14 protein-coding genes are annotated in these 17,755 nt (G+C 68.3%); 2 read left to right on the plus strand and 12 right to left on the minus strand.

Annotation, left to right across the window (positions count from 1 at the left end; translation table 11 throughout):
* The first annotated feature begins 34 nt into the window (after positions 1 to 34).
* Together GGR43_RS23880 and GGR43_RS11320 are read left to right on the plus strand one after the other, a co-directional pair.
* Positions 35 to 1,645: a GMC family oxidoreductase gene (locus GGR43_RS23880; RefSeq protein WP_188072069.1), complete on the plus strand. Its 1,611-nt coding sequence runs from the start codon at positions 35 to 37 to the stop codon at positions 1,643 to 1,645.
* Between the two features lie 11 nt (positions 1,646 to 1,656).
* On the plus strand, positions 1,657 to 3,156 hold the full coding sequence (locus GGR43_RS11320) for an aldehyde dehydrogenase family protein (protein ID WP_188072070.1): 1,500 nt from the start codon (positions 1,657 to 1,659) through the stop codon (positions 3,154 to 3,156).
* A 220-nt stretch (positions 3,157 to 3,376) separates the two neighbouring features.
* Here GGR43_RS11320 and murC read toward each other — a convergent pair whose 3' ends face one another.
* The 12 genes from murC to GGR43_RS11380 form a co-directional block, all read right to left on the minus strand.
* Positions 3,377 to 4,819 (minus strand): UDP-N-acetylmuramate--L-alanine ligase, encoded by a 1,443-nt coding sequence (gene murC / locus GGR43_RS11325; protein WP_188072071.1) that lies wholly within the window; start codon positions 4,817 to 4,819, stop codon positions 3,377 to 3,379.
* Positions 4,816 to 5,988 (minus strand): undecaprenyldiphospho-muramoylpentapeptide beta-N-acetylglucosaminyltransferase, encoded by a 1,173-nt coding sequence (gene murG / locus GGR43_RS11330; protein ID WP_188072072.1) that lies wholly within the window; start codon positions 5,986 to 5,988, stop codon positions 4,816 to 4,818. Before murG ends, murC begins: the two co-directional genes overlap by 4 nt.
* Positions 5,985 to 7,217 carry an FtsW/RodA/SpoVE family cell cycle protein gene (locus GGR43_RS11335; RefSeq protein WP_425502192.1) on the minus strand — a complete coding sequence of 411 codons (1,233 nt, stop codon included), beginning with the start codon at positions 7,215 to 7,217 and terminating at the stop codon, positions 5,985 to 5,987. Before GGR43_RS11335 ends, murG begins: the two co-directional genes overlap by 4 nt.
* Positions 7,210 to 8,541: a UDP-N-acetylmuramoyl-L-alanine--D-glutamate ligase gene (gene murD, locus GGR43_RS11340; protein ID WP_188072073.1), complete on the minus strand. Its 1,332-nt coding sequence runs from the start codon at positions 8,539 to 8,541 to the stop codon at positions 7,210 to 7,212. The genes GGR43_RS11335 and murD overlap by 8 nt, the downstream gene beginning before the upstream one ends.
* 5 nt (positions 8,542 to 8,546) lie before the next feature.
* A complete protein-coding gene (mraY, locus tag GGR43_RS11345) occupies positions 8,547 to 9,617 on the minus strand; it encodes a phospho-N-acetylmuramoyl-pentapeptide-transferase (RefSeq protein WP_188072074.1) in 1,071 nt (356 codons plus the stop codon).
* 3 nt (positions 9,618 to 9,620) lie between these two features.
* Positions 9,621 to 11,006, minus strand: a complete 1,386-nt coding sequence (locus tag GGR43_RS11350; protein ID WP_188072075.1) for a UDP-N-acetylmuramoyl-tripeptide--D-alanyl-D-alanine ligase — start codon at positions 11,004 to 11,006, stop codon at positions 9,621 to 9,623.
* Positions 11,003 to 12,430 (minus strand): UDP-N-acetylmuramoyl-L-alanyl-D-glutamate--2,6-diaminopimelate ligase, encoded by a 1,428-nt coding sequence (locus GGR43_RS11355; RefSeq protein WP_188072076.1) that lies wholly within the window; start codon positions 12,428 to 12,430, stop codon positions 11,003 to 11,005. Before GGR43_RS11355 ends, GGR43_RS11350 begins: the two co-directional genes overlap by 4 nt.
* The gene (locus tag GGR43_RS11360; protein ID WP_188072077.1) at positions 12,430 to 14,133 is read right to left on the minus strand and encodes a peptidoglycan D,D-transpeptidase FtsI family protein; all 1,704 of its coding nucleotides are present in this window, start codon (positions 14,131 to 14,133) and stop codon (positions 12,430 to 12,432) included. The genes GGR43_RS11355 and GGR43_RS11360 overlap by 1 nt, the downstream gene beginning before the upstream one ends.
* Positions 14,133 to 14,843, minus strand: a complete 711-nt coding sequence (locus GGR43_RS11365; protein WP_188072078.1) for a colicin transporter — start codon at positions 14,841 to 14,843, stop codon at positions 14,133 to 14,135. Before GGR43_RS11365 ends, GGR43_RS11360 begins: the two co-directional genes overlap by 1 nt.
* Entirely contained in the window at positions 14,840 to 15,832 is a 993-nt protein-coding gene (gene rsmH / locus GGR43_RS11370; protein ID WP_188072079.1) for a 16S rRNA (cytosine(1402)-N(4))-methyltransferase RsmH, read from the minus strand. Before rsmH ends, GGR43_RS11365 begins: the two co-directional genes overlap by 4 nt.
* Complete coding sequence (locus GGR43_RS11375) at positions 15,829 to 16,323, minus strand: division/cell wall cluster transcriptional repressor MraZ (protein ID WP_188072080.1); 495 nt, start codon at positions 16,321 to 16,323, stop codon at positions 15,829 to 15,831. Before GGR43_RS11375 ends, rsmH begins: the two co-directional genes overlap by 4 nt.
* Before the next feature lie 200 nt (positions 16,324 to 16,523).
* The gene (locus tag GGR43_RS11380) at positions 16,524 to 17,750 is read right to left on the minus strand and encodes a Gldg family protein (protein WP_188072081.1); all 1,227 of its coding nucleotides are present in this window, start codon (positions 17,748 to 17,750) and stop codon (positions 16,524 to 16,526) included.
* Positions 17,751 to 17,755: the final 5 nt, after the last annotated feature.

Here is a 17,755-nt window from a genome sequence, read left to right on the forward strand (position 1 = left end):
TCAGGAAACGACATAAGCTCAGGAGAGCCCTTCGGTGAACGCATCCCAATATGACTTCATCATCGTCGGCGCGGGGTCGGCGGGCGCCGTCCTTGCCAACCGGCTGAGCGCGGACCCGGCGAACCGCGTACTGCTGCTCGAAGCGGGTGGGGAAGCCGATCATCCCTATGTGCAGATGCCGCTCGGCTTCCTTCAGGCGCTGCGCAATCCGAAGCTGACCTGGATGTTCCAGTCCGAACCGGAACATCATGTCGACGGGCGGCGCTATGTGCTGCCGCGCGGGCGGATGCTGGGCGGTTCCTCCTCGATCAACGGCACCGTGCATTTCCGCGGCCACCCGCTCGATTTCGACGACTGGGCGGCGGCGGGCTGCACCGGCTGGGATTATGAGGGCGTCCTGCCCTATTTCCGCCGGTCGGAGGATCATTGGGCGGGCGACAGCCGCTGGCACGGCAAGGATGGCCCCATTGCGGTGAAACCGGTCGATGTCTCGCGCCTGATGGCCAAGGAAGTGCGCGCTTCGGCGGCGTTGCAGGGCTATGCCTACAACCCCGATTATGACGGCGCGAGCAATGAAGGCTGCGCCGATGTGCAGGTCGCGCTGCGCGGCGGGCGGCGCTGCGGATCGGCGCGCGGCTATCTCGACGGCATCCGCAAGCGGGTGAACCTGACGATCCTGACCCACGCCCATGTCCGCCGCATCCTGTTCGAAGGCAAGCGCGCGGTCGGCGCGGAGTTCGACCGCGACGGCGCGACCACGATCGCCCGTTCGGCGCGGGAAATCATCCTTTCCGGCGGCGCCTATGGCTCGCCGCACCTGCTGCTGCTGTCCGGCGTCGGCCCGGCGGAGGAATTGAAGGCGCAAGGCGTCGAGGTCGTCCACGACCTGCCCGGCGTCGGCAAGAATTTGCAGGAGCATGTCCGCCTCGCCCATCAATATGATGCGCAGCCGCCGCACAGCTTCGCCAAGGAACTGCGCTTCGACCGCGCCGCCTTCTCCTTTCTGCGCTGGTACCTGACCGGCACCGGCACCTTCGCCAACCAGATCGCGGCGGCATGCATCCTCGTCAAATCCTCGCCGGAGCTGGACCGGCCCGACCTTCAGATCATGGTCAGCCCGGTGCGGGTGGACGCGAACATCTGGTTCCCCGGCTTCGCCAAGCCCAAGCAGGATTGCTTCTTCAACTCCATCTGCCTGCTGCGCCCGGACAGCCGGGGCGAGCTGACGTTGAACGACGCGGATTTCCGCAGCGCCCCGCGCATCCAGCTCAATCTGCTCCAGCATGAGAAGGACTGGCCGACGCTGAAAAAGGGCCTCGCCATCTCGCGCCGCATCTTTTCGGACGGCCCGGTGGCGCGCATCGTCACGCAGGAGGTGCTGCCCGGCGCCCATGTCACCGGCGACGACCAGCTCGACGCGATGAAGGGCGAGTTGACCGGCATCGTCCACCACCCGGTCGGCACCTGCGCGATGGGCGTGGACGGGCGGGCGGTGGTCGATCCGCAATTGCGCGTCCACGGGCTGGAAGGGCTGCGCGTCGCCGACGCCTCGATCATGCCCCGGCTGGTCGGCGCCAACACCAATGCCGCCGCGGTGATGATCGGGGAGAAAGCCTCCGACCTCATCCTCGGCCTTTCCCTTTGAGGAGCTGATCCATGGCATCTTCCCCCTTCGACCCCGCCCTGTTCGATAGCGCCCGCGCGCAGGCGGCACGGCTTTCCGCCCATTTCATCGACGGCCAATGGCTGGAGGCGCAAGGCGGGACGATCCCCGTCGTCAACCCTGCCGACGAAAGCATCCTCGGCCATATCCCTGCGGGCGGCGCGGCGGAGGTCGATCGCGCGGTGGCGGCGGCGCGGCGGGCGTTCGAGAACCCGGCCTGGGCCGCCATGCCCCCCGCGCAGCGCGAAAGGCTGCTGCTGCGCCTCGCCGATCTGGTCGAGACGCATCAGGATGAGCTGGCCGCGCTTGAAACGCTGGACAATGGCATGCCCTTCATGGCGTCGCGCGCGATGGCGGTCGGCTCGGCGATCAGCGCGATCCGCTATAATGCGGGCTGGCCGCGCCACCTGACCGGCGACCATGTGCCGATTTCGGTGCCGGGCAACTGGCATGGCTACACCACCCATGATCCCTTGGGCGTCGCGGCCCTTATCGTGCCCTGGAACGCGCCGTTCGCGATCACCTGCTCCAAGCTGTCGGCGGCGCTGGCGGCGGGGTGCACGGTGGTGCTGAAACCGGCGGAGCTGACCCCGCTCACCGCGCTGCGCCTCGCCCAGCTGGTGCAGGAGGCGGGTTTTCCCGACGGCTGCGTCAATGTCGTGACCGGCCTCGGCGCGGACGCGGGCGCGGCGCTGGCCGCCCATCCCGGCGTCGACAAGATTTCCTTCACCGGTTCCACCGCCACCGGCCAGCATATATTGCGCCAGTCGGCGGACACGCTGAAGCGCGTGTCGCTGGAACTGGGCGGCAAGTCGGCGGTCATCGTCTTTCCCGACGCCGATCTCGAACGCGCGATCCCCGGCGTCGCCATGGGCATTTTCGGCAATAGCGGGCAGGTCTGCGCGGCGGGATCGCGCCTGTTCCTGCACGAGGCGATCTTCGACCGCTTCATGGAGGGGCTGGTCGCCTTCACGCAAAGGCTGAAGGTCGGCGACGGCTCCGACCCTTCGGTGCAGCTGGGACCGCTGATCTCCGCCGGGCAGAAGGCGCGCGTGATGGGCTATATCGAGGCGGGCCGCGCCGAAGGGGCGAGCCTTGCCGTGGGTGGGGACGCACCCTCCGGCCCCGGCTTCTTCGTCAACCCCACCATCTTCATCGGCGCGCGGCCGGACATGAAGATCGTGCGCGAGGAGATTTTCGGCCCGGTGCTGAGCGTGATGCGCTTTTCCGACGACAGTTTCGACGATCTCGCGCGCAAGGCCAATGACAGCATCTACGGCCTGTCCGCCTATCTATGGACGCGCGACCTCGCCCGCGCCAGCGCGATGGCGAAGCGGCTGCGCTCCGGCTCGGTCAAGATCAACGGATCGGGCATGGATTTCGCCCTGCCCTTCGGCGGCTATCGCCGGTCCGGCACCGGCCGCGAGAACGGACGCGAGGGCGTGGAAGCCTTCACCGAAACCAAGGCGGTGATGATCGGCTGGACCGAATAGCCCGTAGCGGGTCGCACGGGAAAGGCCGTCCCGCAAGATAAGCGGGACGGCCTTTTCTTTGTGTGCGAATGGGACAGCTTTCGACGATGGCGGGCCTTGGCCTTCACCGTCACCCTGAACTTTTTCAGGGTCCATTTCGCCGTATCAGCCAGCGGCCTGTGGGGCTTGATGGATGCTGAAACGAGTTCAGCATGACAATTAGGCTATGTCGTCTAAATCCTCAGGCCGCGACGTCCCCCGCGAGGCGCGTCGTCAGCGCGTCGGCCAGCCCGGCGGCCCATTTGGTGATGTCGCCCGCGCCTAGGCAGACGATCAGGTCGTCGGCGCGCAGGTCCGCCGCCAGCGCGTCGGCCAGCGCGTCCGGCCCGGCCACCACGCTCGCGGAGCGGTGCCCCCGGCGCTTCAACCCGGCGACCAGCGCGTCGCTGTCCACGCCCTCGATCGGCTGCTCGCCCGCCGCATAGACCGGCGCGGCATAGACGATATCGGCGTCGTTGAACGCCTGCTGGAACTCGTCCATCAGGTCGCGCAGGCGGGTGAAGCGATGCGGCTGCACCACGGCGATCACTCTCCCTCTCGCCCCTTCGCGCGCCGCCGCCAGCACCGCCTTGATCTCGACCGGGTGGTGGCCGTAATCGTCGATCACGCTCGCAGCGCCGCCCCCCCCGCCGGGCAGCTTGACCTCGCCCACCTTGGTGAAGCGGCGCTTGACCCCGCCGAACTTGGCGAAGCCGGTCTGGATCGTCGCATCGTCAATGCCCATGTGCAGCGCGACGCCGATCGCGGCCATCGCATTGAGCACATTATGCCGCCCCGGCATCGGCATCTCGATGCCCTCGATCCGCCGCGTGGATCCATCCCGCTCGCGCACCTGCACGTCGAAGCGGTTGCCGCCGGGGAAAGGCTGCACATTCTCGCCGCGAATGTCGGCCTGCGCTGAAAAACCGTAGGTGACGACGCGCCGGTCCTGAAGCCGTGGCAGGATCGCCTGCACCTCCGGATGATCGAGGCAGAGGATCGCCGCTCCGTAGAAGGGCACATTCTCGACGAATTCGACAAAGGCGTCCTTCACCTTGTCGAAGCTGCCATAATGGTCGAGATGTTCCGGGTCGATATTGGTGACGACCGCGATCGTGCCGTCGAGGCGCAGGAAGCTGCCGTCGCTCTCGTCGGCCTCCACCACCATCCAGTCGCTCTCGCCCAGCCGCGCATTGGATCCGTAGGCGTTGATGATGCCGCCGTTGATCACGGTCGGGTCCACCCCGCCCGCGTCGAGCAGCGCCGCGACCATCGAGGTGGTGGTCGTCTTGCCATGCGTGCCCGCCACCGCGACGGTGGACTTGAGGCGCATCAGCTCGGCCAGCATTTCCGCACGGCGCACCACCGGGATGCGGTTCTCCAGCGCCAGCTCCACCTCCGGGTTACCGCGCTTGATCGCGGTCGAGGTGACGACCACCGCCGCATCGCCCAGATTCTCGGCCTTGTGGCCGATCATCACCTTGATGCCCTTCTTGCGCAGCCCCTCGACGACATAGCCTTCCGCCACGTCGCTGCCCTGCACGCGATAGCCCAGATTGTGCATCACCTCGGCGATTCCGGACATGCCGATGCCGCCGATGCCGATGAAATGGATGGTGCCGATATCGGTCGCGACGCCCTTCATGCCGGTGCCCCCGACAGGTCGAGGCCGGCGGGCGCGGTTACGGGTTTGACGGTGACGGGGGTGTTCATCAACGGAGCGGTTCCAATCGATTCCAGCAAATCGGCCATATCGCGCGCGGCGTTGGGACGCCCGCAATTCCAGGCGCGCCGGGCCGCATTTTGCAGCGCGCCGGGTTCCATCGCCATTTTCTGCATCTGCTTGGCGAGTTCGACAGGGGTGAAGCGCGATTGCGGGATGGAGCGCGCGCCCCCCGCCTCCACCAGCTCGCGCACATTGGCGGTCTGGTGGTCGTCCATCGCACTCGGCAGCGGGATCAGGATCGCCGGGCGGCCCGCGACCGTCAGCTCGGCCAGCGTCGATGCGCCCGCGCGCGCGATCACCAGATGCGCCCAGTTCAGCTTTTCCGGGATGTCGTTGATATAGGTGGCGAGGTCCGCCGGTATCTCCATCTCCGCATAGGTGGCGCGCACCCGCTCGATATCCTCGGCGCGGCATTGCTGCGTCACCTGAAGGCGGCGACGCAGCGAGATGGGCAGCAGCGACAGCCCCTCCGGCACGACTTCGGACAGGATGCTCGCGCCCTGGCTGCCGCCCGTCACCAGCAGGCGGAACACGCTCTCGTCGGTCAGCGCGGGGAATTCCTCGTCGCGCAGCGCCAGCACCTCTTCGCGCACCGGGTTTCCGACCAGATGGACCTTGTGGTCATATTTGGGCTTCAGCCGCTGGACATCGGGATAGGCGGTGGCGATCGCGTTCACCTTGCGCGCGAGCAGCCGGTTGACGCGGCCTAGCACGGCGTTCTGCTCATGCACCACGGTCGGGATGCCGTCCTTCAGCGCGCCGAGCAGCGCGGGCAGCGCCGGATAGCCGCCGAAGCCGACGACGACCGACGGGCGGAACGTCTCATACATGCGCCGCGCCATGTCGCGCCCGGTGATGATGCCGCGCAGCCCCCTCACCCAGCCGAGCGGCCCGCCCTGCATCCGCCCGGCGGGCAGCACATGGACGGCGGCATCGCGGAAGATGCCGGGGATCTTCGCGCCGCGCTCATCGGTGACGAGCGCGACATGATGGCCGCGCGCCATCAGTTCTTCGGCGACGGCATGCGCCGGTATCATATGCCCCCCGGTCCCGCCCGCGGCGAGAACGAAGTGACGGGTAACAGTCATCGGCCACTCCATTTCACGGCGCGCGGCTTGCCCCCGATAAAGGGGTTGCGTCTGGTGAACGCAAGAAGCAGCCCCACACCCATGCTCAACGCCAGCATAGAGGAGCCGCCATAGCTGATAAAGGGGAGTGTCATGCCCTTGGACGGAAAAATCTGCGCATTGACGCCCATATTGATGATCGCCTGCAATCCGAACTGGATCGTCAGGCCCGCCGCCGCGAGAATGATGAAATTATCCTCCTCGTCCAGCAGGCGCAGCAGCACGCGCATGACGATGGCGAGATAGAGCAGCACGACGATGATGCAGGCGATGAGGCCGAATTCCTCGCCGATCACCGAGAAGATATAGTCGGTGTGCGCCTCCGGCAGGCGGAATTTGGCCTGTCCTCCGCCCGGCCCGACGCCGGTGAAGCCGCCATTGGTGATGGTGCGGTGCGCCAGTTCCGTCTGGTCCGGCCCGGTTTCCGGCCGCGCGCCGATGCCGAGGAAGTCGTTGATGCGCTGGCGGCCGTTTTCGTAGAAGAGATAGACGGCGACCAGCCCGCCGCAGGCCGCCACGACCATCCCGACGATCAGCCGCACCGACGCCCCGCCCAGCAGCAGCAGCGCCCCCCAGCAGGCGCAGAAGATCACCGTCTGCCCGAAATCCGGCTGCTTCATCAGCAGCGCGGCGACAAGGGCGGTGATCAGCCCGGTCAGCGGAATGACCGGCAGGCTGCTGTCCCTTTCCCGCAGCGACAGCAGCCAGGCGATGCTCACCACATAGACGGGCTTCAGGAATTCCGACGGCTGGAACCTTATGCCAAGGTCGATCCAGCGTTTCGCCCCGTTCACATTGGTGCCCAGCAGCGGCACGAGCAGCAGGGTGAAGCCGAAAATCAGCGCCCCCATGACGGCGAAGCGCCGCGCCGTTTCCCTCGGCAGCATCGATATGCCCAGCATGAAGGGCACGCCGAGGCCCACCCACATCAACTGGCGATAGAAATAGACCAGCGGATCGACATCGACATCGGCGGTGGAGCGGTCGATCGCCGCGACCGGGGAAGCCGCCGCGACCGCCACCAGCCCGATCGCGATCAGGATGATGATGAGCGCGAGCAGCAGCCGGTCGATTTCCCAGAACCACACCGCCAACGCCGTCCGTTCGCGCGGGACGGTTTTCGTGCGGAAATCCCGGACCATCTGACCCGGCCTGAACAGGCGGCGCGGATCCTGCCTGCCGTCACGCATCAGGCCCGGCGCTTTCCAGCGCGCCGACGGCGGCGACGAACGCGTCGCCGCGCGCCTCGAAATCACGAAACTGGTCGAAGCTGGCGCAGGCGGGCGACAGCAGCACGACATCGCCCGGCTCCGCCACCCGCGCGGCGCGGCGGACAGCGGTGGCCAGCATCTCGCTGTCGTCGACCGGCATGTGCGGGCGCAGCAGGTCGGCGAACAGCGGCCCGGCCTCGCCTATGGTGTAGGCGGCCTTGATGTTCGGATAATAGGGCGCGCACTCGTCCAGCGAGTCGCTCTTGGCGAGGCCGCCGACGATCCAGTGGATGCGTGGCCTGCCCCCGACCGGGGGCCAGGCGCCGAGCGCGGGCGCGGTCGAGGCGGCGTTGGTCGCCTTGCTGTCGTTCACATAGAGGACGCCGTTGCGCTCCGCCACGCGCTGCATGCGATGGGGCAGGCTGGCATAGCTTTCCAGCGCCCGCTCGATAATCTCGTCGGCTATGCCCAGCGCGCGGGCGGCGGCGCGGGCGACGAGCGCGTTCTGCGCATTATGCGGCCCCTGCAAGGCGGGCCAGCGCGCCTGCTCCGCCGGGTCGACGTCGGCCGCGTGCACGCCCGTCACCCCGTCGAGCCGGGCGGCGATGGCGCGCGTATTCTCGTCGTCCAGCGCGATCACCCGCGCGCGGCCGGGGGACTGCATCGTGAACAATCGCTGCTTGGACGCGCAATAGCCGGCAAAGCCCTCATAGCGGTCGAGATGATCCGGTGTGATGTTGAGCAGCACCGCGACGTCGCAATCGAGGCTGCGGGTCAGGTCGATCTGATAGCTCGACAGCTCCAGCACATAGACGCCCGCGCCTTTGTCATTGGGGGGCAGCGGTTCCTGCCCCAATATGGGCAGGCCGATATTGCCGCCCATGCGGGTCGGGATGCCCGCCGTCTCGATGATATGATGGATCAGCGCGGTGGTGGTCGATTTGCCGTTGGTGCCGGTGATGCCCACCACTTTGTGCGCGGGCAGCGTCGGGCGGGCCAGCGCGAACAGCTCGATATCACCGATCAGCGGCACGCCCGCCTTTGCCGCATGCTCGGCGATCGGATGGCGGTTGAGCGGCACGCCGGGCGACACCACCACGCCGTCGAACCCGGTAAGGTCGATGGCGAGCGGATCGGCGAGCTTCGCCTTGTCGGCGACGGCGGCGCGCGCTTCCTCCCGCGTGTCCCAGGCGGTGACGTCGGCCCCGCTCGCGGCAAGGCATTCGACCGTGGCGAGGCCGGAGCGCGCCAGCCCCAGCACCGCGTATCTCTTCCCTGCGAATGCGCCCGAAACGATGGCCATGGTCCTTACCTCAGTTTCAGCGTGGCGAGCCCCGCCAGCGCCAGCGCGAAGGCGATGATCCAGAAGCGCACCACCACCGTGGTTTCGGGCCAGCCGAGCTGCTCGAAATGATGGTGGATCGGCGCCATGCGGAACACCCGCTTGCCGGTCCGCTTGTAGAAGAACACCTGAATGATGACCGATACCGCCTCCACCACGAACAGGCCGCCGATGATGCCCAGCACGATTTCATGATGGCACACCACGGCGATGACGCCCAGCGTGCCGCCCAGCGCGAGGCTGCCGGTGTCGCCCATGAACACGGCGGCGGGCGGCGCATTATACCATAGAAAGGCGAGCCCCGCGCCGATCATCGCGCCGGTCAGGATGACGAGATCGCCCGCCAGCGGCACGTGCGGAATGCCGAGATAGGCGGCGAAGTCCGCGCGTCCGGCCAGATAGGCGATGGCGGTGAAGGCCATGCAGGCGATCACCACCGGCATGGTCGCGAGGCCGTCCAGCCCATCGGTCAGGTTGACCGCATTGCCGAACGAGACGATCACGAACGCCGCGAACACATAATAGAAATAGCCGAGGTCGATCGCCGGGCCGTTCCAGAAGGGCACATAGAGCGCGGTGCCGTTATGCTGCACGATCAGCATCGCCGCGACGCCCGCGATCAGGAATTCGCACAGCAGGCGCGCCCGCCCCGAAAGCCCCGCCGTGCTCGCCTTCGTCACCTTGTCATAATCGTCGAGGAAGCCGATAGCGCCGAAGCCCAGCGTCACGCACAGGCACGCCCAGACATAGATGGAGCCCAGGTCCATCCACAGCAGCACCGACACCACCAGCGAGGTGAGGATCATCAGCCCGCCCATGGTCGGCGTGCCGCGCTTGGCGAAATGGCTTTCCGGCCCGTCGGAGCGAATCGGCTGCCCCTTGCCCTGCCGCACGCGCAGCCAGCCGATGAAGCGCGGCCCGATCAGCAAACCCAGCACCAGCGCCGTGACGATCGCCGCGCCCGCGCGGAAGCTGAGATAGCGGACGAGGTTCAATACCCCCGGAAAATCAAGCTGCTGGGCCAGCCAATATAACATGCATCATTCTCCGTCGGAAAGCGCGGCGACCAGCCGCGACAATCCGACACTGTTGGAACCCTTGACGAGAATCGCGTCATCCGGCTGGAGCCGGTCCCTGACGATCTGCGTTGCCTGTTCGGCATCGGCCACATGCGCCAAAGCCAGCCGCCCTTCAAGCCTTTGCGCGAGCGGCGCCATCTCTTCACCGACCAAAATGGCCAGATCGACGCAAGCCTGCTCCAGCGGCTCGGCCAGCGCGGCGTGCAGGGCATCGCTGCTGCCGCCCAGCTCCTTCATCGCGCCGAGCACCGCGATGCGCCGCGCGGCCTTTTCCCGCCCCAGTTGGCGCAGCGTCGCCGCCATGGACAGCGGGTTGGCATTGTAGCTTTCGTCGATCAGCAGCGCCCTGCCTGCTCCGGCCGCGATGAGGCTGCGCGCGCCGCGCCCCGGCAGGCCCGACATATCGGCGAGCGCGAGGCCCGCCGCCGCCAGATCGCCGCCCACCGCCTCCACCGCCGCCAGCAGCGCGAGCGAGTTCGACACATTATGGTCGCCCGGCGCGGCCACCGTGTAGCACAGCTCCGCCTGCGGCAGATGGGCCGAAACCAGCGTGCCCCCGGTCGCGGCGGGAACGGCGGCGGACACGCGCACGTCCGCGCCCTCACCCATGCCGAAGGTGACGATCGCCGCGCCCTGCGCCTTCGCATGGTCGATCAGCAGATCGCGATGCGGGCTGTCATAGGGGATGATCGCGGTGCCGCCCTGCTCCAGCCCCTCGAAAATCTCCGCCTTGGCGCGGGCGATGGCTTCTTCCGTGCCGAAAAATTCGATATGGGCGGGCGCGATCGCGGTGACGATGGCGACATGCGGGCGCACCAGCCGGGTCAGCGCCGCCAGTTCGCCAAAATGGTTCATCCCCATTTCCAGCACCGCGAACAGGCTGTCGCGCGGCATGCGCGCAAGGCTCAGCGGCACACCGACATGGTTGTTGTAGCTCTTGACCGAGCGATGCACCCGCCCCGGACGGAAGCGGTCCAGCGCGGCAAACAGCGCCTCCTTGGTGCTGGTCTTGCCGACCGACCCGGTGACGCCGATCACCTTGCCGTCCATGCGCGCCCGCGCCGCCCGGCCGAGAGCGTTCAATGCCTCGCTCGTATCCGCGACCAGCACATGCGGCTGCGCGATCGGCCGGGACACGATGGCCCCGGCCGCCCCCGCCGCAAACGCCTTGTCGAGGAATGCATGGCCGTCCGTCGCCTCGCCCTTCAGCGCGACGAACAGGTCGCCCGGCCCAACCTCGCGGCTGTCGAACGCGACGCCGGAAACGGAAAAAGCGGCCGAAGCCGCGCCGCCGGTCGCTTCGGCGATTTCTCCGGAGGTCCAGAGCGGAGGCGCCGTTCCGCTCATTGCGCGCATTCCCGCGCGACGGTGACGTCATCGAAGGGCAGCACGCGGTCGCCGATCACCTGCCCCTGCTCATGCCCCTTGCCCGCCACCAGCACAATGTCCTGCGGCCCGGCTTGTGCAATAGCCGCCGCGATGGCGGCGCGGCGGCCGCCTATCTCCTCGGCCTGCGGCGCGCCCGCCAGCACGGCGGCGCGGATCGCGGCGGGGTCCTCGGATCGCGGATTGTCGTCGGTGACGATCACATGATCGGCCAGCTCCGCGGCGGTTCGCCCCATCAGCGGGCGCTTGCCCGCGTCGCGATCCCCGCCCGCGCCGAACAGCGCGATCAGCCGCCCCTGCGTATGCGGGCGCAGCGCCTCGATCGCGGCGCGCAAGCCATCGGGAGTATGCGCATAATCGACATAGACCGGCGCGCCCGCCTTCGTCACCACCGCGCGCTCAAGGCGGCCGCGCACCGGCTGCAAACGGGACAGCAGCGGCAGCAGCGCAGCGAGCTTGCCCCCGGTCGCCAGCACGAGGCCCGCCGCGACCAGCACATTGGCCGCCTGATAGGCGCCGATCAGCGGCAGATCGACCTTATGCTCCGCGCCCTCGGCGGCGATCGTCAGTTGCTGCCCCAATTTCGTGGGCTGGCGGGACAGGAGGCGCAACGCCTCGCCCTTTTCGCCCACCGTCAGCAGGCGCAGGCCGCGTGCCGAAGCGCGGGCGATCACCTTGTCCGACCACGCATCGTCGGCCCAGATCACCGCCGCGCCGCCGTCGCTCACCACCTCGTCGAACAGCCGCATCTTCGCCTCGAAATAGGCGTCCATGTCGCCATGATAGTCGAGATGGTCGCGCGACAGGTTGGTGAAAGCCCCGGCGGCGACCGGCAGCCCCTCGGTGCGATATTGGGCGAGGCCGTGGCTCGACGCCTCGAACGCGGCATGGGTGATGCCTTCCTTGCGCAAGCCCGCCATGTTGGAGAGGAAGGTCACGATGTCCGGCGTGGTGAGGCCCGTCGACACCTGATCGACTGAGGTGGTGACGCCCAGCGTGCCGATCGACGCGGCCTGATGGCCCAGCATCCGCCAGAGCTGGCGCGTCAGCTCGACCGTGGAAGTCTTGCCATTGGTGCCCGTGACGGCGACGCAGGTTTCGGGAAAGGGCGCGTAGAATTTCGCCGCCAGCCGCGCGAACAGGCGGCGCGGATTGGTGTCCGCGATATGCACAGCGCCCTCGACCCGCGCTTCGGGCCGTGCGACGACCGCCACGGCGCCCGCCGCGACCGCATCGGCGATGAAATCCTCGCCATTGACGCGCGCGCCCTGGAAGGCGCCGAAGATCGTCCCCGGCGCCACCTTGCGATTATCGATCGCGAAACCCGTCACCTGCACGGCGGCCGCATCGGCCGCGACATCATGCACCAGAGCGTCAAGCCGCATCAATCACCTCCCTTGTTCTTGCCTACAAGGGGCATCAGCTCCGATACGTCAACATCCCGCCGTTCGTCCGGTATGATTCCGAGCATCGGGCCGATGCGCATCACCACCTTCCGCACCACCGGGGCGGAGGTATAGGCGGCGGTCCGCACGCCGGGGAATTCCTTGCTGCCCTGCGGCTCGTCCATCATCGTCAGCACGACATAGCGCGGATTGTCCATCGGGAACGCCGCCGCGAAGGTGGTGATGAGCGAGCGGTGCGCATAGCCGCCTTCGAACGGCTTTTCGGCGGTGCCGGTCTTGCCGCCGATCCGGTATCCGGGCGCGTCGGCGCTGCGGCCGGTGCCGTCCTTCACGATCATGCGCAGCAGCTGGCGCATGCGCGCGCTGGTGGCGGCGGAAAAGACGCGGCGTCCCTTGGGCACGTCCTCCTCGCGCAGGCGGTGCAGCGTCGCGGGCCGCCAGATGCCCCCGTTCACCAGCGCGGCATAGGCGCTCGCCAGATGCAGCGGCGTGACCGCGATGCCATGGCCATAGGCGACGGTCATCGTCGTGATGCGCCCCCAGCTCGACGGCCAGAGCGTGCGCGCGCGCTCCTTCAGCTCGATGCTGGGACGATGGTCGAATTCCAGCGCGCGATAGAGCTTCTGGATCGGCTCCGGCCCCATTTCATCGGCAATGCGGGCGGTGGCGATGTTGGAACTGTGGATCAGCGTTTCGGGCACATTGAGCCAGCGGCCGAGCGGATGGTCGTCCTTGATGCGGAAACCGCCGACCTGCAACGGCGCGGTCGCGTCATAGCGCTTCGCCATCGACTTGACGACGCCCGCGTCCATCGCCGCCGCGACCGCCAGCGGCTTGAAAGTGGACCCCAGCTCATAACGCGACTGCACGACATTGTTGCGCCGCGCGTCCTCATTGGCGCCCAGCTTGTTGGGATCGAACACCGGGAAGGACGCCATCGCCAGCACTTCCCCCGTGTTCGCATCGAGCACGATGCCCGTCGCGCCGCGCGCGCTCTGGTCCACCATCCCGGCATAAAGCTCGTTTTCCAGCGCGCCCTGAACGCGGCTGTCGATCGACAGCACCACCGGGGTGGAGCGCAGGTCGGCGTCGACCAGCCGATCGTTGAACGCCGCTTCCACGCCCATGCCGCCATGATAGTCCTTGCCGTCCAGCACCGGCACGAAGCCCAGCACATGCGCGGCGAGCGTGCGCTGGGGATAGACGCGCTCCTTTTCGCGCGGGAATTCGATGCCGACCTCACCCAGCGCGTTCACCTCCGCCACTTCCTCCGGCAGCGCGCGCTGGCGCAGATAGGCCCAGCCCTTGCCGGTCAGCTTCTTGCGGAATTCCGCCGCAGGGGTATCCGGGAAAATCTCGTGCAGCTTGCGCGCCAGCTCGTCCGGGTCGCCGATCAGCCGGTCGGGCCGCACGGAGATGGAATAGGCGTCCATCGTCCGCGCCAGCGGCACCCCGTTGCGATCGACGATGTCGGCGCGGGGCGGCAATCCCGCCCCGGCAAGACCCGTCCGCCCGCCGCCGTCGGCGAACAATCCCATCCACGCCAGCCGCCCGATCAGCACCACCGACACAGCGACGATCAGCAGCAGGACCAGCATCAACCGCTGATGCGCTATCGCCGTCAGATTAAGCCGTTGCCGGTTCACCGGCAGCCGGTCATGCCGAACGACGATAGTCGCCATCAGTTGACGCTCCCGCGCTTTTCGACGGCGGCCTTGCGCCCGATATCGCCCAGCGTCCGGTCATCCAGCAGCCGCGCGTCCAGCATCGCCATGCGCTCGGCCCGGCGCGCCAGCGCGCTCTCGCCCTGATCGGCCCGCGCCAGCCGCGACCCGGCGGGCTCTTTGGCGTTGTCGTCCTTCTTCTTCGCGGAAGGCGCCTTGCTCTCTTTCACCGGCGCAGGCGCGGTGAGTGCGACCCGAGAGGGCTGGCTGCGCGCCGCCTCGGCCGAGGCGGTGCGGATGGTCGATATGTCGGACCGGATCTCCAGCGCGGCGGGGCTGGCGACCGGCTGCGCGGCCTGGGCCGGCGGTGCGGCGTCGGTGTCGATCATCGCCACCATCACCGGCGGCGCCACATAGGCGGGGCCGTTGGCCTCCACCCCGTCGAGATGCGCCAGCGCGCGCTCGCCGTCGAGATATTGATCCGCCGCCCGTGCCGAATAGCGGAAATCCTGCGCATTCCACTGCTCCAGCTGGCGGATGCTGGATCGCGCCGCGAACTCCGTCTCCAGATAGCGGATATCGGCCCGCGCCTGCGCGATCTGGGTGCGCACGCGCATCAACTCGTTCCGCTCGGTTGCGACCCGAAGCGACACCAGATAGGCCCCCAGCGCCCCAAGGGCGACAAGCAGCACCCAGAACAGACTTTGCAGACGCTTGACCGCGATCATGCCGGTTTCTCCTCGGTGGCCTGGGATGCGGGCCGGGGCGCAATGGCTGGATGGGAAAGGGGAAGGCGCACCGCGCTGCGCAGCGTGGCGGAGCGGGCGCGGGGATTGCGGGCGAGTTCCGTCGCGGACGGGCGCACCGCCTTGGCCGGCTTGGCGAAGGCGGGCGCGGGCGCGGGCGCGGCTTCCGGCCGATGGCGCGACCCGCCGCCCTCGCTGCCGCTGCGGCGGCGCAGGAACTGCTTGACGATGCGATCCTCAAGGCTGTGGAAGGTCACCACCGCCAGCCGCCCGCCGGGCGCCAGCAGCGCCTCGGCCGCTTCCAGACCACGCTCCAGCTCGTCCAGCTCGCCGTTCAGGTGGATGCGGATCGCCTGAAACACGCGGGTCGCCGGGTCCTTCTTGTCATGCGGCTTGTGGCCGAGCGCGCGGCGCACCACCTGCGCCAGCTCCGCCGTGCGGGCCAGCGGACGCGCGGCGACGATCGCGCGCGCCACCCGGCGGGAGCGCGGCTCCTCGCCATAGAGGTAGAGGATGTCGGCAATCTCCTCTTCCGCCGCGCCGTTGAGGAAATCGGCGGCGGTCATGCCCGACCGGCTCATCCGCATGTCGAGCGGTCCGTCGGTCTGAAAGGAAAAGCCGCGATCGGCCCGGTCGAGCTGCATCGAGGACACGCCGATGTCGAGCGTGACGCCGGAAACCTGCGTCACCCCAGCCCCGCCCAGCAGGTCGCGCATCGCGGAAAACGGCCCTTGCAGCAGAGTGATATCGTCGCCGTCGCGGGCGATGCGCTCGCGCCCCTCGGCGATCGCGTCGGGATCGCGGTCGATCGCGTAGACGCGCGCGCCCTGCCCGGCCATCGCATGGCTGTATCCGCCCGCGCCATAGGTGCCGTCGACATGGACCTCGCCGGGACGGATCGCCAGCGCGGCCAGCACTTCGTCGATCAGGACGGGGATATGCGGGGCAGCCTGTCCGGCGGCCGCGCTCATTTGCCGCCTCCGGCCGCGCGCTCGGAGAGGAACTTCTCCACCGCGTGACGGACGCGGGGGCTGCGTCCCTCGCTGGCGAGCAGGGTTTTCGGGTCCCACATCTGGATATGACGGCTGGCGCCGACGAACACGATGGCGTCGGAAATGCCCATCATGTCCTTGATGTCGGGCGGCATGAAGAAGCGGCCGCCATCGTCGAAATTGAGGTCCTCCATATCGGCGAAGCGAGCTTCGCGCTCGGCCTCGGCGTCGAAATTCAGCCCTTTTTCGCGGGCCGAGCGTTCCATTTCGACGACCTGCTCCTCCAGCCATTGCTTGTGGGAAAGGCCGAAACCGATGGCGCAGGGAAGCTGGGTGTGGATGGTGAGGCACAGGCGGTTTTCGCCGCTGCTGGCTTTCACGGCCTTGCGCATGTCGAGCGGCAGGGCGAAGCGTCCCTTGCCATCCGCGACGCAGATACCGTTGCCTGAAAAGATGATGCCCTCGGACACCCCGTTGCGCCTCGCCCCAATAACGGGCCGATCCAGTTCACATGACACCGCCCGGACAAGCGCATTGGGGAACGCCATCCCAAGGCCGGAATCAATAGAGCTTTCACGTGCCCCTCAGGTCATGGGAGTACCAAGGGATTGACTGGGTGAAAAGGGGAAAATTTGGGAAAAGCTGGGAAATGGATGGTTTTACATGGTTTTCATGGGTTTTCCTTTCCTTCGGATTTCGGGGCTGCTGACGCCGTTCCCGCTTTGTCCTGCGCGCGCGCCGCTTTTCCCGCCCCGGACCGGCGCGAAATCCAGTTTTGACCGGCCCATCCCAGCCCCACCCAGACCAGCAGGGCCAGCAGCGCGCGGCGCATGCCGGACAGCAGCGCAGCCTCGTCCCGCACCCGGCGCGGCGCTTCGCGGGCGGGGCCGCGCAATGGCGCGGACAGCCAGGCGTCGAGCAGGTCGGGAATGTCGGCGGACCATGCCTCCCGCCGGTCCGGCCAGCGCCGGTCGGCCAGCCACAGCCGCTCGTCGAGCAGGTCCGCGTCGGCAATGAGGCGGACCGCGCCCCGCCCGATCCGGCACAGCGCCATCAGATCTTCCTCTGCAAGGGTGCAGGACGCCCCCTCCCCCGCGCCCGTCAGGGAAAAGCGGGAAGCGCCCGCCAGCATCAGCGCATGCCCGGTGCCCAGCATGCGGCGCTCCACCCCGTCCCGCGACGCATCGGCGGCCTCCAGCCGCAGCCCCCAATGGGCGAGCAGCGGATCGAGCAGGCTCGTCAGCGGCGGGCGGCGCGGGTCGGCGGGCGGCAGTTCACTGGGCCAGAGCAGCAGCGGATCGGCCAGCACCACCATCCGCCCGCCCTGCCTGACCCACCGGTCGAGCGACACCAGTTCCATCGGCTGGAGCAGGCGCGGCTGGGCGACCAGCAGCGCATCGACCCCGTGCAGCGCCGCCGCATCGGCATGGTCGATCGCCCGCACCGCATGGCGCGTCACCGGCAGCGGCGCCCGCGCGCCCTCGCCCAGCATCTCCGCGGGGCCCGCACCCTCAGGCCAGAACAGCGGCAGCGCGCTCAGGACGCCGACCGTCGGCGCGCCCGGCGCGGCGGGCAGGCCCTGCACCGGGCGCGCGCTCTCCGCGCCGCCCACCAGCGACATCACCCCGCTGATGAGCGCGCCCGCGAGTGCCGCGAGCCAGCACAGGCGCACGCGCCGGTTCCAGCGCCAGGACAGCAGCAGGAAGGCGAGCAGCGCGGCCGCCGCCCCCGCCCACCAGCGTCCCGGCTCGACCTGTCCGGTTTCCAGCACGCCGCCGGCGGCGAACCCCATCGGCATCGCCAGCGGCAGGAAAGCGGAACAGAGCGCGCACAGCGCAAGGGCGAACACCGCCAGCGCCGCCGGAAAGGCACGGGGAACGCGGCCGCGACCGGTCATCGAAA

The organism is Sphingobium jiangsuense (assembly GCF_014196495.1).
GTDB classification, from domain to species: Bacteria; Pseudomonadota; Alphaproteobacteria; order Sphingomonadales; family Sphingomonadaceae; genus Sphingobium; species Sphingobium jiangsuense.